We start from the raw sequence: 14156 nt of genomic DNA on the forward strand, positions 1-14156 counted from the left end.
GCCGATGAGCCGACCCGTCACCCCGCCGTCACGATGCCCTGCGCCGCTGCTCGGCGAACTCGATCTGCATCTGTTTGCCGAAGGCCGGCACCGCGAGCTCGGCCGAGTCATGGGCGCGCAGCCGATGGTCGTCGACGAGCTGCCCGGCGTGCGTTTCGCAGCCTGGGCGCCGAATGCCAGGCAGCTTGCCGTGGTCGGCGATTTCAACGGCTGGGATGGCCGCAATCATGCGATGCAGCTGCGGCCCGAGGCCGGCATCTGGGAACTGTTTGTCGCCGGTCTCGAAGTCGGCGCGCTGTACCAGTTCGAGGTCATCGACCGCGACGGCGTCCGGGTGCTGAAGGCCGATCCGTTTGCGCGCCAGACCGAAGTGCCGCCCGGCACGGCTTCGATCGTGGCCGCTGCTTCACTGCCGGTTGCGCCGTTGGCGGACCGCGACAAGCGACAGCGCCGCGACGCGCCGATCGCCATCTACGAAGTCCATGCCGGTTCCTGGCAGCGCAATGATTTCGGCAGCGGGCCAGCGCCGGACTGGGATCAGCTCGCCGAACGCCTGGTGCCTTACGTCGCATCGCTGAACTTCACCCACATCGAGCTGATGCCGGTGATGGAGTATCCGTTCGGTGGCAGCTGGGGTTATCAGCCGCTGAGCCTGTACGCGCCGACCGCGCGTTACGGCACGCCGGAAGCCTTCGGCCGCTTCGTCGCCGCCTGTCATGCGGCGGACATCGGCGTGATTCTCGACTGGGTGCCGGCGCATTTCCCGGCCGACGGTCACGGCCTGCGCCGCTTCGACGGCACCGCGCTCTACGAACACGAAGACCCGCGCGAGGGCTATCACCCGGACTGGAACACGCTGATCTACAACTACGGCCGCAACGAGGTGCGTGGCTTCCTGATCGGCAGCGCACTGCATTTCATCGAGCACTACGGCATCGACGGACTCAGAGTCGACGCCGTCGCCTCGATGCTGCACCGGGACTATTCGCGGCCAGCCGGCCAGTGGATTCCGAACATCCACGGCGGCCGCGAGAACCTCGAAGCGATCGCCTTCGTCCGCGAGCTGAACGCCGTGGTCGCCGAGCGCTGTCCGGGCGCGATCGTCATCGCCGAGGAGTCGACCTCCTGGCCCGGCGTCACTGCCGACACCTCGTCCTCTGGCCTCGGCTTTGCTTACAAGTGGAACATGGGCTGGATGCACGACACCTTGCAGTATTTCGCGCGCGATCACGCGCAGCGTCGCTGGCATCACGCCGACATCACCTTCGGCCTGACCTACGCGCATGCCGAAGCCTTCGTCTTGCCGCTGTCGCACGACGAGGTCGTGCATCTGAAGAAAGCCTTGGTTGCCAAGCTGCCCGGCGATGCCTGGCAGCGCCACGCCGGCCTGCGCGCCTACTACGGGCTGATGTGGGCTTATCCGGGCAAGAAGCTGCTGTTCATGGGCGGCGAGATCGCCCAGGAACGCGAGTGGAATCACGACAGCCAGCTGGACTGGGCGGGTCTGTCTGATCCGAGGAAGGCGGGCCTGCAGCGCTGGGTCGGCGATCTCAACGCGCTGTACGGCAGTGAACCGGCGCTGCATCGCGGCGACTGCGACGCGCGCGGCTTCCGCTGGGTGGTGGTCGACGACACGGTCAACAGCGTGTTCGCCTGGCTGCGTTTCGATCCGACGGGTGCCGCGCCGGCCGTGCTGATGATCTGCAACTTCACGCCGCGAGTGCTGCATGGCTATCGCGTCGGCGTGTCGAAAGCCGGCGTCTGGCAGGAGCGCTTGAACAGCGATGCCACGCACTACGGCGGTAGCGATGTCGCCAACGTTGGCGATCTTGTAGCGCTCGACGAGCCCAGCCACGGCTGGCCGGCCAGCCTTGCCTTGAGCCTGCCGCCGCTCGCCTGTCTGCTGCTGGTGGCTCAGTCGTGACCGGCTTTGGCACGTCGCAGCGGCGTCTCGATCCCGGCCAGCCGTATCCGCTGGGCGCGACCTGGGACGGCAGCGGCGTCAACTTCGCGGTGTTCTCCGCGCACGCGGAAAAGATCGAGCTATGCCTGTTCGATGCTTCCGGCAAGCGCGAGCTGGAACGTCTGGCGCTGCCCGAATGCACCGATCAGGTCTGGCACGGCTACTTGCCGAACGCCAGGCTCGGCCAGCTTTACGGCTATCGCGCCCACGGCCCCTACGAGCCGCAGCGCGGCCATCGCTTCAACCCGACCAAGCTGCTGCTCGATCCCTACGCCAGGCAGCTCGCTGGCGCGCTGGTCTGGTCCGATGCGCTGTATGGCTACCGCGTTGGTTCGCCGCGGGTCGATCTTTCCTATGACCGCCGCGACAGCGCGCCCGGCATGCCGAAGGCGGTGGTCTGCGAGCAGGTGATGGAGTGGGGCGACGATCGCCCGCCGAACGTGCCGTGGTCGAAGACGGTCATCTACGAAGCGCATCCGCGCGGCCTGACCATGCGCCGCGATGATCTCCGTGCTCCGGAGCGCGGCACCTTCGCCGCGCTCGGCGATCCGCGCACGATCGATTACCTGCTGAAGCTCGGCATCACCGCGGTCGAACTGCTGCCGATCCACGCCATCGTCCAGGACAGAGTGCTGCTGGCCAGGAAGCTGCGCAATTACTGGGGCTACAACCAGCTTTCGTACTTCGTGCCGGACCCGCGCTATGCCGGCGAAGATGGTTTGCGCGAGCTGCGTACGGCGATCCGGCGCCTGCACGCGGCCGGCATCGAAGTGATCCTCGATGTCGTCTACAACCACACCGGCGAAGGCAGCGAACTCGGCGCCACCCTGAGCTTCCGCGGCCTGGATCACGCCAGCTATTACCGCCTGCTGCCCGGCAACGAGCGCCACTGCATCAACGACACCGGCTGCGGCAACACGGTGAACCTGAGCCATCCGCGCGTGCTGCAGCTGGTGATGGATTCGCTGCGTTACTGGGTGCAGATGTTTCATGTCGACGGCTTCCGTTTCGATCTCAGTTCGACGCTCGGCCGCGAGCCGACCGGTTTCGATGCCGGCTCCGGCTTCTTCGACGCCATCCGTCAGGACCCGGTGCTGAGCCGGGTCAAGCTGATCGCCGAGCCCTGGGACATCGGCCCCGGCGGCTACCAGCTCGGCCGCCATCCGCCCGGCTTCTCGGAGTGGAACGATCGCTTCCGCGACGACGTTCGCCGCTTCTGGCGCGGTGACAGCGCGATGCGCCCGGCGCTCGCCGCACGGCTGATGGGCTCGGCCGACCTGTTCGATCACGATCGCCGTCGGCCGGCCGCTTCGCTGAACTTCATCACCGCACACGACGGCTACACGCTTGCCGATCTGGTCAGCTATACCGAGAAGCACAATCTCGCCAACGGCGAGGACAACCGCGATGGCCATTCGGACAACCACGGCTGCAACTGGGGCGTCGAAGGCGAGACCGACGATCCGGCCATCAATAACCAGCGCGGCCGTATCCGCCGCGCGCTGCTGTCGACCCTGCTGGCCGCACACGGCACGCCGATGCTGCTGGCCGGTGACGAGTTCGGCCAGACGCAGAGCGGCAACAACAACGCCTACTGCCAGGACAACAAGACCAGCTGGCTGGACTGGCAACGGGCCGACAGTGCCGAAGGCCGCTTGCAGACTGCTTTCGTCGCGCGCCTGATCGCAGCGCGAAAAGCGCATGCATCCCTGCGTGCCGAGCAATTCCTACACGGCCAGCGCGAGCCTCTGCCGGGAATTGCCGACATCGCCTGGTTCGACGAACGCGCCGATGAGATGACGCCGGAAGCCTGGCAGGACATGCACGGCCGCCGCGTGATCCTGCGTCGCGCAGTGCTCGCCGATGGCCAGCCCGAAGGCGGCATCGTCGATGTCAGCCTAGTGCTGGTCAACGGATCGTCTGATGACGCTACTTTCCTGTTGCCGGAACCGCATCTGGCATGGCGCCTGCTGACAGACAGTGCTGCTCCCGAAGCTGCGGAAGCAATCGTCGAGGGCGACAGCCTGATAGTCGCCGCTTACAGCGTTGTCCTGATCACTGCCTCGGCGATGCCTCAACCCGCAGCGGACCCACCCACCTGAGCTCATCGGAGCGTTGAACGATGTCCGCATTGCATGAACTCGCCATCGCTGCCGGTCTTGCGACGCACTGGATCGATTGGCAGGGCGTGCATCGCGAAGTCAGCCTCACGACCTTGCAGGCCGTTCTCGGCGCGCTCGGCTATCAGGTGGACGATGAACAAGCCTGCGTTCGGGAACTGCACAGGCTCGGCGCCGAACGCGACAACGCGCGGCTGGCGCCGATGCTGGTGGTACGGGCTGGCGAGACTGTCGAAGTCGGCCGTATCGCCGATGAAGCTGCGCGTGCCTACACGCTGATTCTGGAAAGCGGTGCAAGGCTGACTGGCAGCGCCGTCTGCAGCAGCAATGGCCTCTGCAGCATCGGCCCCTTCGACACGATCGGTTATCACGCGCTGAGCCTCAACGGCCAGCAGGTGCAGCTCGCCGTGGTGCCGCCGCGGGCTTTCACCGTGCAGGATCTGGTCGGCGAGCGTCGCCTCTGGGGCCTGACCGCGCAGATCTACTCGCTGCGCTCGGCCGGCGATGGCGGCATCGGCAGCTATGCCGGTCTGGCGGGTTTTGTGCGCAGCCTCGGCGAACGTGGCGCCGATGCGCTGGCGGTCAGCCCGGTGCATGCGCTGTTTGCCGCCGATGTCGAGCGCTTCAGTCCGTACTCGCCGTCGAGCCGTCTGTTCCTGAATGTGCTGCACGTCGATTTCGCCGAAGTGTTCGGCCGCGCGGCCGTCGATGCCGCATTGGCCGCTGAAGGTCTGTTTGAGGAAAGCGCGCGGCTTGAAGCCGAGCCTCTGGTCGACTGGCCGGCTGCCGCAAAGATCCGGCTGCGGCTTGCGCGTGTGCTGCTCGCCGATTTCGATGCCTTGCCGGAAACGCAGTGCGAAGACTGCGCGCGCTTCGTCGCCGATGGCGGTGCCAGCCTGCGCGATCACGCCCGCTTCGAAGCGTTGCAGGCGCATTTCCTCGCGCAGACGCCGCCGCTCTGGCACTGGCAGGACTGGCCGGCACCGTTCCGCGATCCGCTCAGTGTCGAGGTCGCCGCGTTCGCTGAAGCGCAGGCCGATGAAGTCGCCTTCCATCTACGTCTGCAGTGGCTGGCCGATCTGGGCCTGAAGGGCGCACAGACGGCCGCGAAAGCCGGCGGTATGGCGATCGGCCTGATCAGCGATCTCGCGGTCGGTGCCGATGGCGGCGGCAGTCACGGCTGGAGCCGGCCGCAGGATTTCCTTCAGGGCTTGTCGGTCGGCGCGCCGCCGGACGCCTTGAATGCGCTCGGCCAGTGCTGGGGCCTGACTGCGTATTCGCCGCGTGCCCTGATCGACGGCGCCTACGCGCCGTTCCTCGAACTGCTGCGCGCGCAACTGCGCCATGCCGGCGGCCTGCGCATCGATCACGTCATCGGCCTCGGTCGTTTGTGGCTGGTACCCGATGGCGCCGGGCCGCGTGAAGGCGCTTATCTGCAATACCCGATCGACGCGCTGTTCGGCCTGATCGCGCTGGAGTCCTGGCGCCACCGCGCGGTGATCATCGGCGAGGACATGGGCACGGTGCCGGACGGCTTCCGTCAACGCATGAGCCCGGCCGGCATTCTCGGCATGCGAGTGCTGTGGTTCGAGCGCGACTGGGGTCTGTTCATCGAGCCGGCACGCTGGCCGCTGGACGTGGTTTCGATGACCACGACGCACGATCTGGCCACTGTCGCCGGCTGGTGGACCGCGCGTGACATCGACTGGCGCGCCCAGCTCGCGCTCTATGGCGAAGGCCAGAGCGAGGCGAGTGACCGCGCCAGCCGCGAGATCGATCGCGGCAAGCTGTGGGCGGCCTTCGTTCATGCCGGGGTCGCGAAGGGCGAGATGCCGGCAGTGAATGCGCCGACCACGATCGTCGACGCCGCCTGCGCCTATGTGGCGGCGACGCCATCGCCGCTGGCGCTGATTCCACTCGAGGACCTGCTCGGCGTCATCGAACAGCCGAACGTGCCAGGGACCATCGACGAGCATCCGAACTGGCGGCGGCGTCTGCCGGTGGCCACAGCTTTCGAGGACGACTTGATCACCGCCCGCATGAAGCACATCGCCGCGATGCGCCGCGTCGGCTGAGCAGCGCTCAAGCGATCAGGCGCTGTCCCGCCCAGAGCAGCGCCAGCACGGTGATCGCCAGCGAACCTGGCAGTACGATCCAGCGCCGATATGACTCGTGTTGCCGCCAACGGAATGTCAGTAGCAAGGCCAGCGCAATCACGGCGAGCTGACCGAGTTCGACGCCGACATTGAAGCTGAGCAGCGCACCGACGAAGTTCGACGGCGGCAAGCCCAGTTCCTTGAGCGCGGCGGCGAAGCCGAGGCCGTGCAGCAGGCCGAAGGCGAAGACCATCAGCACGCGGCTGCGGCTGGCGCGATCACGATCGGCGCGAAGATTCTCGATGCCGATCCAGGCGATCGACAACGCGATCAACGGTTCGACCACTGACGCGGGCACTCGCAGCGCGCCGAAGCTGGCCAGGATCAAGGTCAGCGAGTGGGCGACGGTGAAGGTGGTCACCAGCACGAGCAGGCTGCGCAGCTTGCGCGTGCCCAGATAAAGCCCGACCACGAACAGCATGTGATCGAGGCCGCGCGGGATGATGTGCAGGAAGCCGAAGCGCAGGTAGCGAGCCAGCGTCTGCCACGCTGGCTCGGAGACGGTGGCAACTGGTACAGCGCTGGCTTGGAGCGGGAACAACGGACTCAGCTGACCAGCGACCAGCCAGCGCGTCATGCGGCCGCCGTTGTCGGGGCGTTGCAGGGTCAACGCGATCGGCTCCTCGAACGCGAACGCGGGATCGAAGCGCAGTTGCAGTGCGCCGCCTGCATTCGCCGGCAACGAGCCGCGCAGCTGAATTTCGGTCATCGGCCAGGCGACCGGGCTCAGGAACTCCGCCTCGGGTAGCGCCGACGGCAGGCGCACCTCGCTGACCTGCAGCGGAATCGCCGCACCATCCAGCTGCACGTCGATGGCCATTGCCAGCCTGCCGAGCAGTGGTGCGAGTGCTGCGTCCGTCAGCGGCGTGGCGGAACGACTGAACTGGTAGTAGCCCGCGCCACCCTCGGCGGCACGCGTCAAGTCCAGCGACAGATCGACGACGACCGTGCCATCGGCCCCGAGGTTCAGCTGCACTTTCGTCATGTTCAGCAGATGCGCCTGCAGCGGCGCGCTGCCCATGCCGAACAACAGCAGCCACAGCAGCAGCGCGCCAACCGCCTGCACCAACGCGCGCATCACGCCAGCTACCAGATCACCGCGTGAGTCTCGCCGGTGACCACATTGACGAAGCCGCCGGGATTGCCGTCATAGGGCGCAACCAGCTGCCACTTCCACGGCGACGCAGTGAGGAAGGCGAAGCGCATGCGATCCGGCAGGCCGGGATTGTTGATCCAGTCCATCGCATCGGCGGCCTGGTGCAGGCGTTCCATGTCGCCGGCGACTTCGTTGACCGGGCGCGCCGTCATCAGTCCACCGATGTCGAGCTGCACCTTGGCCACCACCTTGCCTTCGCTGACCAGCGCCCAGCCGCCGTGCATGCCGGCGATGGTATTGACTGCCAAGGCCATCGCTGCGTCGTCGTTGCCGGCGACCCAGATGTTGTGCATGTCGTGCGACTGCGAACTGGCGAGTGCGGCGCCCGGCGTCTTCGGGCCGACGTTGCGCCAGAACATCTTCGAGACTGCGCCGGTGCCGTGGTAGCGATCGACCAGCGCCACCTTGATGATGCCGCGGGCCGGGTCGGCGACGACGCTGCCATCGGCCTGCACCGGCAAGGTGTCGGTGATGAAATCGGGTGCGAACCAGAACGGTTCCATCAGCGCGACATTGACGTCCTTGCGGCCGGCGGGTGCGTCGATGCGGAAGTCGGCGGCGTCGATCTCGCGGCCGAGCTTGATCGTCTGCAGCGCCCAGTCCGGGTAGTCGATCTTCGGGATCGGCAGCTGGTAGTCCTTGCCCTTGCCGGCGAGTTTGCCGTTGGCGTAGACGCGGCTGATCGCCACTGTCTTCGGATCGCTGAGCAGCACCACGTCGGCATAACGGCCAGGCGCGATCGAGCCGACCAAGTGCTCGATGTGGAAGTGCCGCGCGGTGTTGTAGCTGCCCAGCTGGTAGGCAATCTCCGGCGCCAGGCCGGCTTCGATCGCGGTGCGGATGTTGTAGTCCATCGAGCCGAGCTGCTGGGTGGCGAGCACGTCGCGATCGTCGGTGGTGACCGAGACGTTCGACCAGTCCTGCAGGTTTTCCTTGAGCAGCAGTGGGATCAGCACGCGGGTGAGATCGACGCGCGATTCGATGAAGACGCCGCGGCGCAGCTTGTCGAAGGCTTCCTGCGGCAGCCGTGCTTCGTGATCGGAAGAGAGACCGGCCGCTGCGAAGGCGTTGATCTCCTCGGCCTTGACCAGCCCGCCGCCGTGACCTTCGACGACGCCATCGTGATCGACCGTCGCCTGGATCATTTCCCAGATGCGCTGATGGGCGCCGTTGTTCGGATCATTCACCGCTGGCCAATCCATCACTTCGCCAAGCGAGATCACCCGCTGATCGGCTTCCATGAACGCCGACATCTCGCGGTAGCCGTAATAGCCGCCGCCGTGTTCGTAGACCGTGGGTGGCGTCGCCGAGCCGATCGACGGAAAGATCTTCAGCGGGCTGCCGGCACGTTCGGCGCGCAGCCAGAAATCGACGTTGTGCTCGCCGATCACGTTGGAGATTTCGTGGCTGTCCTCGACCGTCCAGGTGTTGCCGTGCGGGATCACCAGCGCCGCTTCGTATTCGGGCGTCAGGTAGGTGCTTTCGATGTGCTTGTGCGATTCGCCGAAGCCGGGCACTGCCCATTCGCCGCTGGCGTCGACGGTCTCGGTGGCGGTGCCCGGCCAGCCGCCCTGCGGCCCGACCCAGGCGATCCGTGAGCCCTTGATGACGATGTCCTGCGCCGGCAGCCATTCGCGGGTGACCACGTTCAGCACGGTGGCACCACGCAGGATCAGGTCCGCCGGCTCGTGCGCCAGCGCCACCTGCACCAGTTGCTGGCGAGTGCGGATTTCGTCGCTGAACACATGGGCGGGTGCCGTCGCGCTGGCGGCCGGCGAGGGCGCTTCGGCTCGCTTGCCGCAGCCGTGCAGACCGAGAATCAGGGCGGGCAGCAGCGCTGCCAGCAGGCGATGAGGTTTCATGGACACGGGATTCCCGATGCTGAAGGTGGACGGCGCGAATACGCCTTCCTTCGCTACAGGCAATAGGCATACCGCCTGTCATGAGCGGCCCTACCCGTGTGTGTAGGGGAGGCGAGGGTAGCGCCTGTTAGCGTCGCTCCCTCAAACAGCAATCCCAAGAACAGCAGAACAGCGGCGAGGAGAAGAAACATGGCGCGAGTCAGTAACAAGGTGGCGCTGGTCACCGGTGGCGCGAAAGGAATCGGCGAGGCTTGTGCTTTGCTGCTGGCGAAGGAAGGCGCGAAAGTCGTGGTCAGCGATCTCGATATCGCGGCCGGCGCAAAGGTGGTCAAGGCGATCAAGGCCGCGGGTGGCGAAGCGATCTTCATCCAGCAGGACGTGACCGACGAAGCCAGCTGGCCGAAGGCGATCGCGGCCGCCGTCGAACGTTTCGGCGCACTGCACGTGCTGGTCAACAACGCCGGCATCGCGATTCCCGGCAGCGCCGTGGAGGCGACGCTCGCGGATTGGCGCAAGACCATGGCGGTCAATCTCGATGCCGTGTTCCTCGGCACCAAGTACGCGATCCCTGCGATGACCGGCAAGAACGGTTCGATCATCAACATCTCGTCGATCGAAGGCATCGTTGCCGATCCGAATCTCGCCGCCTACAACGCCAGCAAGGGCGGCGTGCGCATCTTCACCAAGTCGGCCGCCCTGCACTGCGGCAAGAACGGCCTCAAGGTGAGAGTCAACTCGGTGCATCCGGGCTATATCTGGACGCCGATGGTCGAGGATTACGTGAAGTCGATCGGCGACGTCGCCGAAGGCCGCGCCGCACTCGACAGCCTGCATCCGATCGGCCACGTCGGCGATGTCATGGATGTCGCTTACGGCGTGCTGTATCTGGCCAGCGACGAGTCCAAGTTCGTGACTGGTTCCGAGCTGGTCATCGATGGTGGCTACACGGCGCAGTGAGCCGTTTTGCTTGCTTATCCAAAATCAAAAATCTAGATCGTGCAGCGAGGAGAAAATCATGAGCAACCCCTTTCGTTTGGATGGCAAGGTCGCGCTGGTCACCGGCGGTGCCCGCGGTATCGGCGCCGCGGTGGCGGAAGCGCTGGCGGCATCGGGTGCTGCGGTGCTGGTCACCGACGTGCTGGATGCAGTCGGTGAAGCCACGGTGGCGCGCATCCGCGCGGCCGGCGGCAAGGCCGAGTTCTTCCACCATGACGTGACCGTCGAAGCGCAGTGGGAGCAGGCCGTCGCTGCCGCAGTCGCCAAGCTCGGCGGCCTGCAGGTGCTGGTCAACAATGCCGGCATCGAGACCGCGGCGCTGATCACCCAGTGCGAGGTCGACGACTTCAAGCGGGTCATGGAGGTCAACGTCACCGGCGTGTTCCTCGGCATGAAGCACGCGCTGCGGGTGATGAAGCCGGGTGCCTCGGTGATCAACCTGTCGTCGGTCGCCGGCATCATCGGCACCACGGCGCATGTCGCCTATCACGCGTCGAAGGGTGCAGTGCGCTTGATGACCAAGGCGGCGGCGATCGAGTGTGCCGCACTCGGTACCGGCATCCGGGTCAACTCGGTGCATCCGGGTGTCGTCGATACCCAGATGGGCACCAACTTCGTCCAGGACTTCGTCAAGCTCGGCCTCGCGCCGGACTATGCGGCGGCCGAAGCGGCGGTCAAGGGCATCCATCCGATGGGCTTCGGCGAGCCGAGCGACGTTGCCAATGCGGTGATCTATCTGGCTTCCGACGCCACCAAATGGATGAATGGCTCGGAGCTGGTGATCGATGGCGGTTTGACTGCAGCCTAGCCGTCAGTTGCCGGCCGAAAGCCCTCTCCCCTTCCGGGGAAAGGGTTGGGTGAGGGGTAAATCTCGCCGCAAAGATGGCCGAAAATTCGATCGAATCGTTCGATTGGTTCGTTTCGAACTGTTCGGGCATACTGCTGTCTCCGGTTTCGCCGAAGTGACCACGAGATCCAGCATGCAGACCCTGACCGCGAACGACGCCAAGACCCGCTTCGGTGAATTGCTCGACATGGCGCAGCGGGAACCGGTGCAAGTCACCCGCCGCGATCGTGTGGTGGGGGTACTGGTCAGTGCCCGCGATTACGAAGCGATGCGCGCTTTCTATGCCGATCGCCTGCGTCAGACCGTCCAGCAGACGGCAGCAGGCGCACGTGCTGCCGGCCTGACCGAACAAGGCCTGGCTGAACTACTGGCCGATGAAAGCTGAAGCCAGTAGCGAATCGCCTTATGCGCGTGTGGTGGTCGATACCAATGTGCTGATCAGCGCGGCGCTGGTCCCTGACGGGCTGCCTGCCGGATTGGTCGATTGGCTGCTACAGCATGCGCGGCTGGTGTTCACCGAGGCGACGTTTGCCGAACTTGAAACGCGAGTCTGGAAACCGAAGTTCGATCGCTACATCTCTCTCGAACAGCGCCAGGCTTTGCTCGGCGATCTGCGGTCCAGCGCGCTGTGGGCCGATATCTCGGACGATCTGACCAGACACCATTGGTCTCGTGATCCGGACGACGACGCCTTCATCCGGGCAGCCCATGCGGCCAGCGCGAATCGGCTGATCACCGGCGATGACGACCTGCTGGTGCTGCAAGCTGTCGGGCCGACGGTGATCTTGAGTCCGCGTGCGGCGCTAGAGGAGTTGAGAGAAATTCGTAGCTGATTCTCAAGGCCTCGGTAACAGCCGGCTACCAGCGCCGGCTGACTTCCACCAGCACCGCAAACACGCCATAGCCTTCGCGCGCGTTGGTGAACGGCTGGGCAGGATTGCGCGCGGCTTCCGACTTGCCCGGCTGGAATTGCAGCGCCGACGAGATTTCCCAGTGTTTCGACAGGATGCGGCGGAAGCCGGCATTCAGTTCCATTTCCTGGGTCAGGTTGATCGTCGGCGTGACGTTGGCATTCGGGATCGGGTTGCGCGCCAGGTTGACGCCGACCATCACCCGGGTCTCGGGGCTGGTGTCGTAGGCCATGCCGAGCGCGAACACCAACTGGTCGCGGAAGTTCAGCGCCTGCACCAGCTGGACGGTTGCCGGCACGGCCGGATCGGTGCTGCCCGGACTGCGGGCGTCGAGCGTGATGTTGTTGGCCGAGCCGGACCAGTTCAGCCAGTTGACTTCGGTGGCGATCAGCACGGTTGGCGTCGCCTGCCAGGCAATGCCGACGCCGAAGTCTTCCGGCAGCGCAAAGCCTTTCACCGTGGCATCGCCATAGCGGACCACGCCCTGGTCGATGGCGGTGTAGTTGACGCTCAGTTCGCCGCCTTCCAGCTTGAGCTTGTTGACCGTCGCATAGGTGGCGCCGATCTTCACCGTGTCGGTCACCTGATACAGCAGACCGACGCGGCCGTTGTAGCTGACGCCATCGGCGCCATCGAGACGCAGGCCGTAGAAGGCGGACGCGGCATCGGAAGTCTTCGGGTACAGCTTCTGGCGAAGCGAGGCGTACGAGGCATTGAGCGCAAGGCCCAGGCTCAGACGGGGCGTGACCTGCCAGCCGATGCCGGCGGCCAGTTTGGTGACGCCGAAGATCGCCGAGTACTCGTCGGTGGTACCGAACACCGTCTTCATGTCCTCGTATTCCGAGCCCGCGCCACCGGCGACGAACATGCCGATACCGAAGGTCAGATCGGGCCGGAACAGCTTGGTCGAGTAGCTGGAATTCAGCAGCGCGCCATAGGGCTGGTCGGTGGTCTGGTTGACGTTCAGGTCATCCGAGTGGTGATAGCCGAACGTCGTGAACGGCTCGATCGAACCATCGAAACGCGAGCCCGGAATCTGGGTCAGGTTCGCTGGGTTGAGTACTACCGCCGTCGTGCTGCCCGGCACGGCGATATCGGCGCTGCCCATCGCCAGCGATTGCGCACCGATGCCGGTGACGTTCAGGCCATTGCCCGCCCAGGCCGGATTGAGCAGCGCGGAAGTGGCGGACAGCAGCAAGGCTCCGGTACGCGGCGACGGCAGTTTCATGAATGCTCCCTGATCGATTCCGTCCCGAAGGCGGATCTGTTCTGTGGTTTGACGGGCACGACCGGCGGCAGGTCAGCGCTGGCGTCAATCAGTCGTCGTGTAAACGCTTTATGAACACCGCGTTCAGTATGGCCGATTACCCGATGGCGGTGAAGCCGGGAGTGACGGCCTCCGCGCCCACAGACGCAGATTCAGGACAGCCAGACGTTGACCGGCACTTTTGCCTGATGCAGCACGGCGGCGATCGGCCATTGCAGCGGATCGTTTTCGGCCAGCGCGCGCTGGTAGACGGCGAGTTTGCTGGCACCGCTCAGCGGCAGATGGATGCAACGGCTGTCGAGCAATGCTGGCAGCCGCAGGCTGATCCGCTGATGGGGCGCGGTCAGCGGCGTGATCGCTGTCAGTGCTGTTGGATCGTCCATGAGCAGTGCCGCGGGCAGGCCGCTGGTGCCCGGAAACAGCGACGCGGTATGCCCGTCTTCGCCCATGCCGAGGACGACGACATCGAACGGCTGCGGGATCGCCGCCAGGGCCGCGCTGCTGGCGGCCAGTCCGGCTTCGGCAGTCGTGAATGCGGATTTCAGCGGCACGAAACGGGCTGCGGCGGCGGCATCGAGGAGCAGATGTTCGCGGAGCAGGCGCTCGTTGCTGTCGGCGGAAGCGGGCTCGACCCAGCGCTCGTCGGCAAGCGTGATCCAGACCTTCGACCAGTCCAGCGGCAGCACACGAAGGGCGGCAAAGAACGGGATCGGGCTCTTGCCGCCGGAGACCACCAGCGAGGCGATGCCGCGCGTCTGCAGCGCTTCGCTCAGTTGTGTCGCGACCAGCGCTGCGAGTGTTTCGGATGCCGTCGCGGCATCGTCGAACTGGTGTTCGATGCGATTCTCGATGTTCTCGATGTTCTCGATCGGGGCCAT

General features: G+C 65.6%; 11 protein-coding genes. 7 read left to right on the top strand and 4 right to left on the bottom strand.

The genetic code is table 11. From position 1 onward, the window contains the following. Positions 1-4 precede the first annotated feature (4 nt). The 3 genes from glgB to malQ are packed head-to-tail and all read left to right on the top strand — an operon-like array spanning position 5 to position 6158. Positions 5-1924, top strand: a complete 1920-nt coding sequence (glgB, locus tag G513_RS0116025) for a 1,4-alpha-glucan branching protein GlgB (RefSeq protein WP_245563136.1) — start codon at positions 5-7, stop codon at positions 1922-1924. After that, entirely contained in the window at positions 1921-4065 is a 2145-nt protein-coding gene (gene glgX / locus G513_RS0116030; RefSeq protein WP_022977876.1) for a glycogen debranching protein GlgX, read from the top strand. The genes glgB and glgX overlap by 4 nt, the downstream gene beginning before the upstream one ends. 20 nt (positions 4066-4085) lie before the next feature. Continuing rightward, complete coding sequence (gene malQ, locus G513_RS0116035) at positions 4086-6158, top strand: 4-alpha-glucanotransferase (RefSeq protein WP_022977877.1); 2073 nt, start codon at positions 4086-4088, stop codon at positions 6156-6158. Between the two features lie 7 nt (positions 6159-6165). On the opposite strand, the gene G513_RS23550 is transcribed toward malQ, so the two are convergent. After that, the gene (locus G513_RS23550; RefSeq protein ID WP_022977878.1) at positions 6166-7317 is read right to left on the bottom strand and encodes a HupE/UreJ family protein; all 1152 of its coding nucleotides are present in this window, start codon (positions 7315-7317) and stop codon (positions 6166-6168) included. A gap of 8 nt (positions 7318-7325) precedes the next feature. Continuing rightward, positions 7326-9257 carry an adenine deaminase gene (locus G513_RS0116045; protein ID WP_022977879.1) on the bottom strand — a complete coding sequence of 644 codons (1932 nt, stop codon included), beginning with the start codon at positions 9255-9257 and terminating at the stop codon, positions 7326-7328. 189 nt (positions 9258-9446) lie between these two features. On the opposite strand from G513_RS0116045, the gene G513_RS0116050 reads away from it, so the two are divergent. The 4 genes from G513_RS0116050 to G513_RS0116065 all read left to right on the top strand — a co-directional run bounded on the left by G513_RS0116050 (position 9447) and on the right by G513_RS0116065 (position 11933). Then, positions 9447-10214 (top strand): glucose 1-dehydrogenase, encoded by a 768-nt coding sequence (locus tag G513_RS0116050; protein ID WP_022977880.1) that lies wholly within the window; start codon positions 9447-9449, stop codon positions 10212-10214. A 58-nt stretch (positions 10215-10272) separates the two neighbouring features. Then, positions 10273-11061: a glucose 1-dehydrogenase gene (locus G513_RS0116055; RefSeq protein WP_022977881.1), complete on the top strand. Its 789-nt coding sequence runs from the start codon at positions 10273-10275 to the stop codon at positions 11059-11061. A gap of 172 nt (positions 11062-11233) precedes the next feature. Further along, positions 11234-11485, top strand: coding sequence for a type II toxin-antitoxin system Phd/YefM family antitoxin (locus tag G513_RS0116060; protein WP_028475635.1), 252 nt, complete (start codon positions 11234-11236; stop codon positions 11483-11485). A gap of 28 nt (positions 11486-11513) precedes the next feature. Next, positions 11514-11933 (top strand): putative toxin-antitoxin system toxin component, PIN family, encoded by a 420-nt coding sequence (locus G513_RS0116065; protein WP_211219691.1) that lies wholly within the window; start codon positions 11514-11516, stop codon positions 11931-11933. Between the two features lie 25 nt (positions 11934-11958). Here the strand turns inward: G513_RS0116065 and G513_RS0116070 are convergent, their stop codons facing one another. Next, positions 11959-13239, bottom strand: a complete 1281-nt coding sequence (locus tag G513_RS0116070; RefSeq protein ID WP_022977884.1) for an OmpP1/FadL family transporter — start codon at positions 13237-13239, stop codon at positions 11959-11961. A gap of 191 nt (positions 13240-13430) precedes the next feature. Beyond that, a complete protein-coding gene (gene pgl, locus G513_RS0116075) occupies positions 13431-14156 on the bottom strand; it encodes a 6-phosphogluconolactonase (protein WP_022977885.1) in 726 nt (241 codons plus the stop codon).

This window comes from Nevskia ramosa DSM 11499 (assembly GCF_000420645.1).
Lineage (GTDB): Bacteria > Pseudomonadota > Gammaproteobacteria > Nevskiales > Nevskiaceae > Nevskia > Nevskia ramosa.

Bases quoted from the DNA above. Each gene is read 5' to 3' on its own strand.
- G513_RS0116060 (WP_028475635.1), top strand. From the start codon at position 11,234: ATGCAGACCCTGACCGCGAACGACGCCAAGACCCGCTTCGGTGAATTG.
- G513_RS0116070 (WP_022977884.1), bottom strand. From the start codon at position 13,239: ATGAAACTGCCGTCGCCGCGTACCGGAGCCTTGCTGCTGTCCGCCACT.
- malQ (WP_022977877.1), top strand. From the start codon at position 4,086: ATGTCCGCATTGCATGAACTCGCCATCGCTGCCGGTCTTGCGACGCAC.
- G513_RS0116050 (WP_022977880.1), top strand. From the start codon at position 9,447: ATGGCGCGAGTCAGTAACAAGGTGGCGCTGGTCACCGGTGGCGCGAAA.
- G513_RS23550 (WP_022977878.1), bottom strand. From the start codon at position 7,317: ATGCGCGCGTTGGTGCAGGCGGTTGGCGCGCTGCTGCTGTGGCTGCTG.
- glgB (WP_245563136.1), top strand. From the start codon at position 5: ATGAGCCGACCCGTCACCCCGCCGTCACGATGCCCTGCGCCGCTGCTC.
- G513_RS0116045 (WP_022977879.1), bottom strand. From the start codon at position 9,257: ATGAAACCTCATCGCCTGCTGGCAGCGCTGCTGCCCGCCCTGATTCTC.
- G513_RS0116055 (WP_022977881.1), top strand. From the start codon at position 10,273: ATGAGCAACCCCTTTCGTTTGGATGGCAAGGTCGCGCTGGTCACCGGC.
- pgl (WP_022977885.1), bottom strand. From the start codon at position 14,156: ATGGCCCCGATCGAGAACATCGAGAACATCGAGAATCGCATCGAACAC.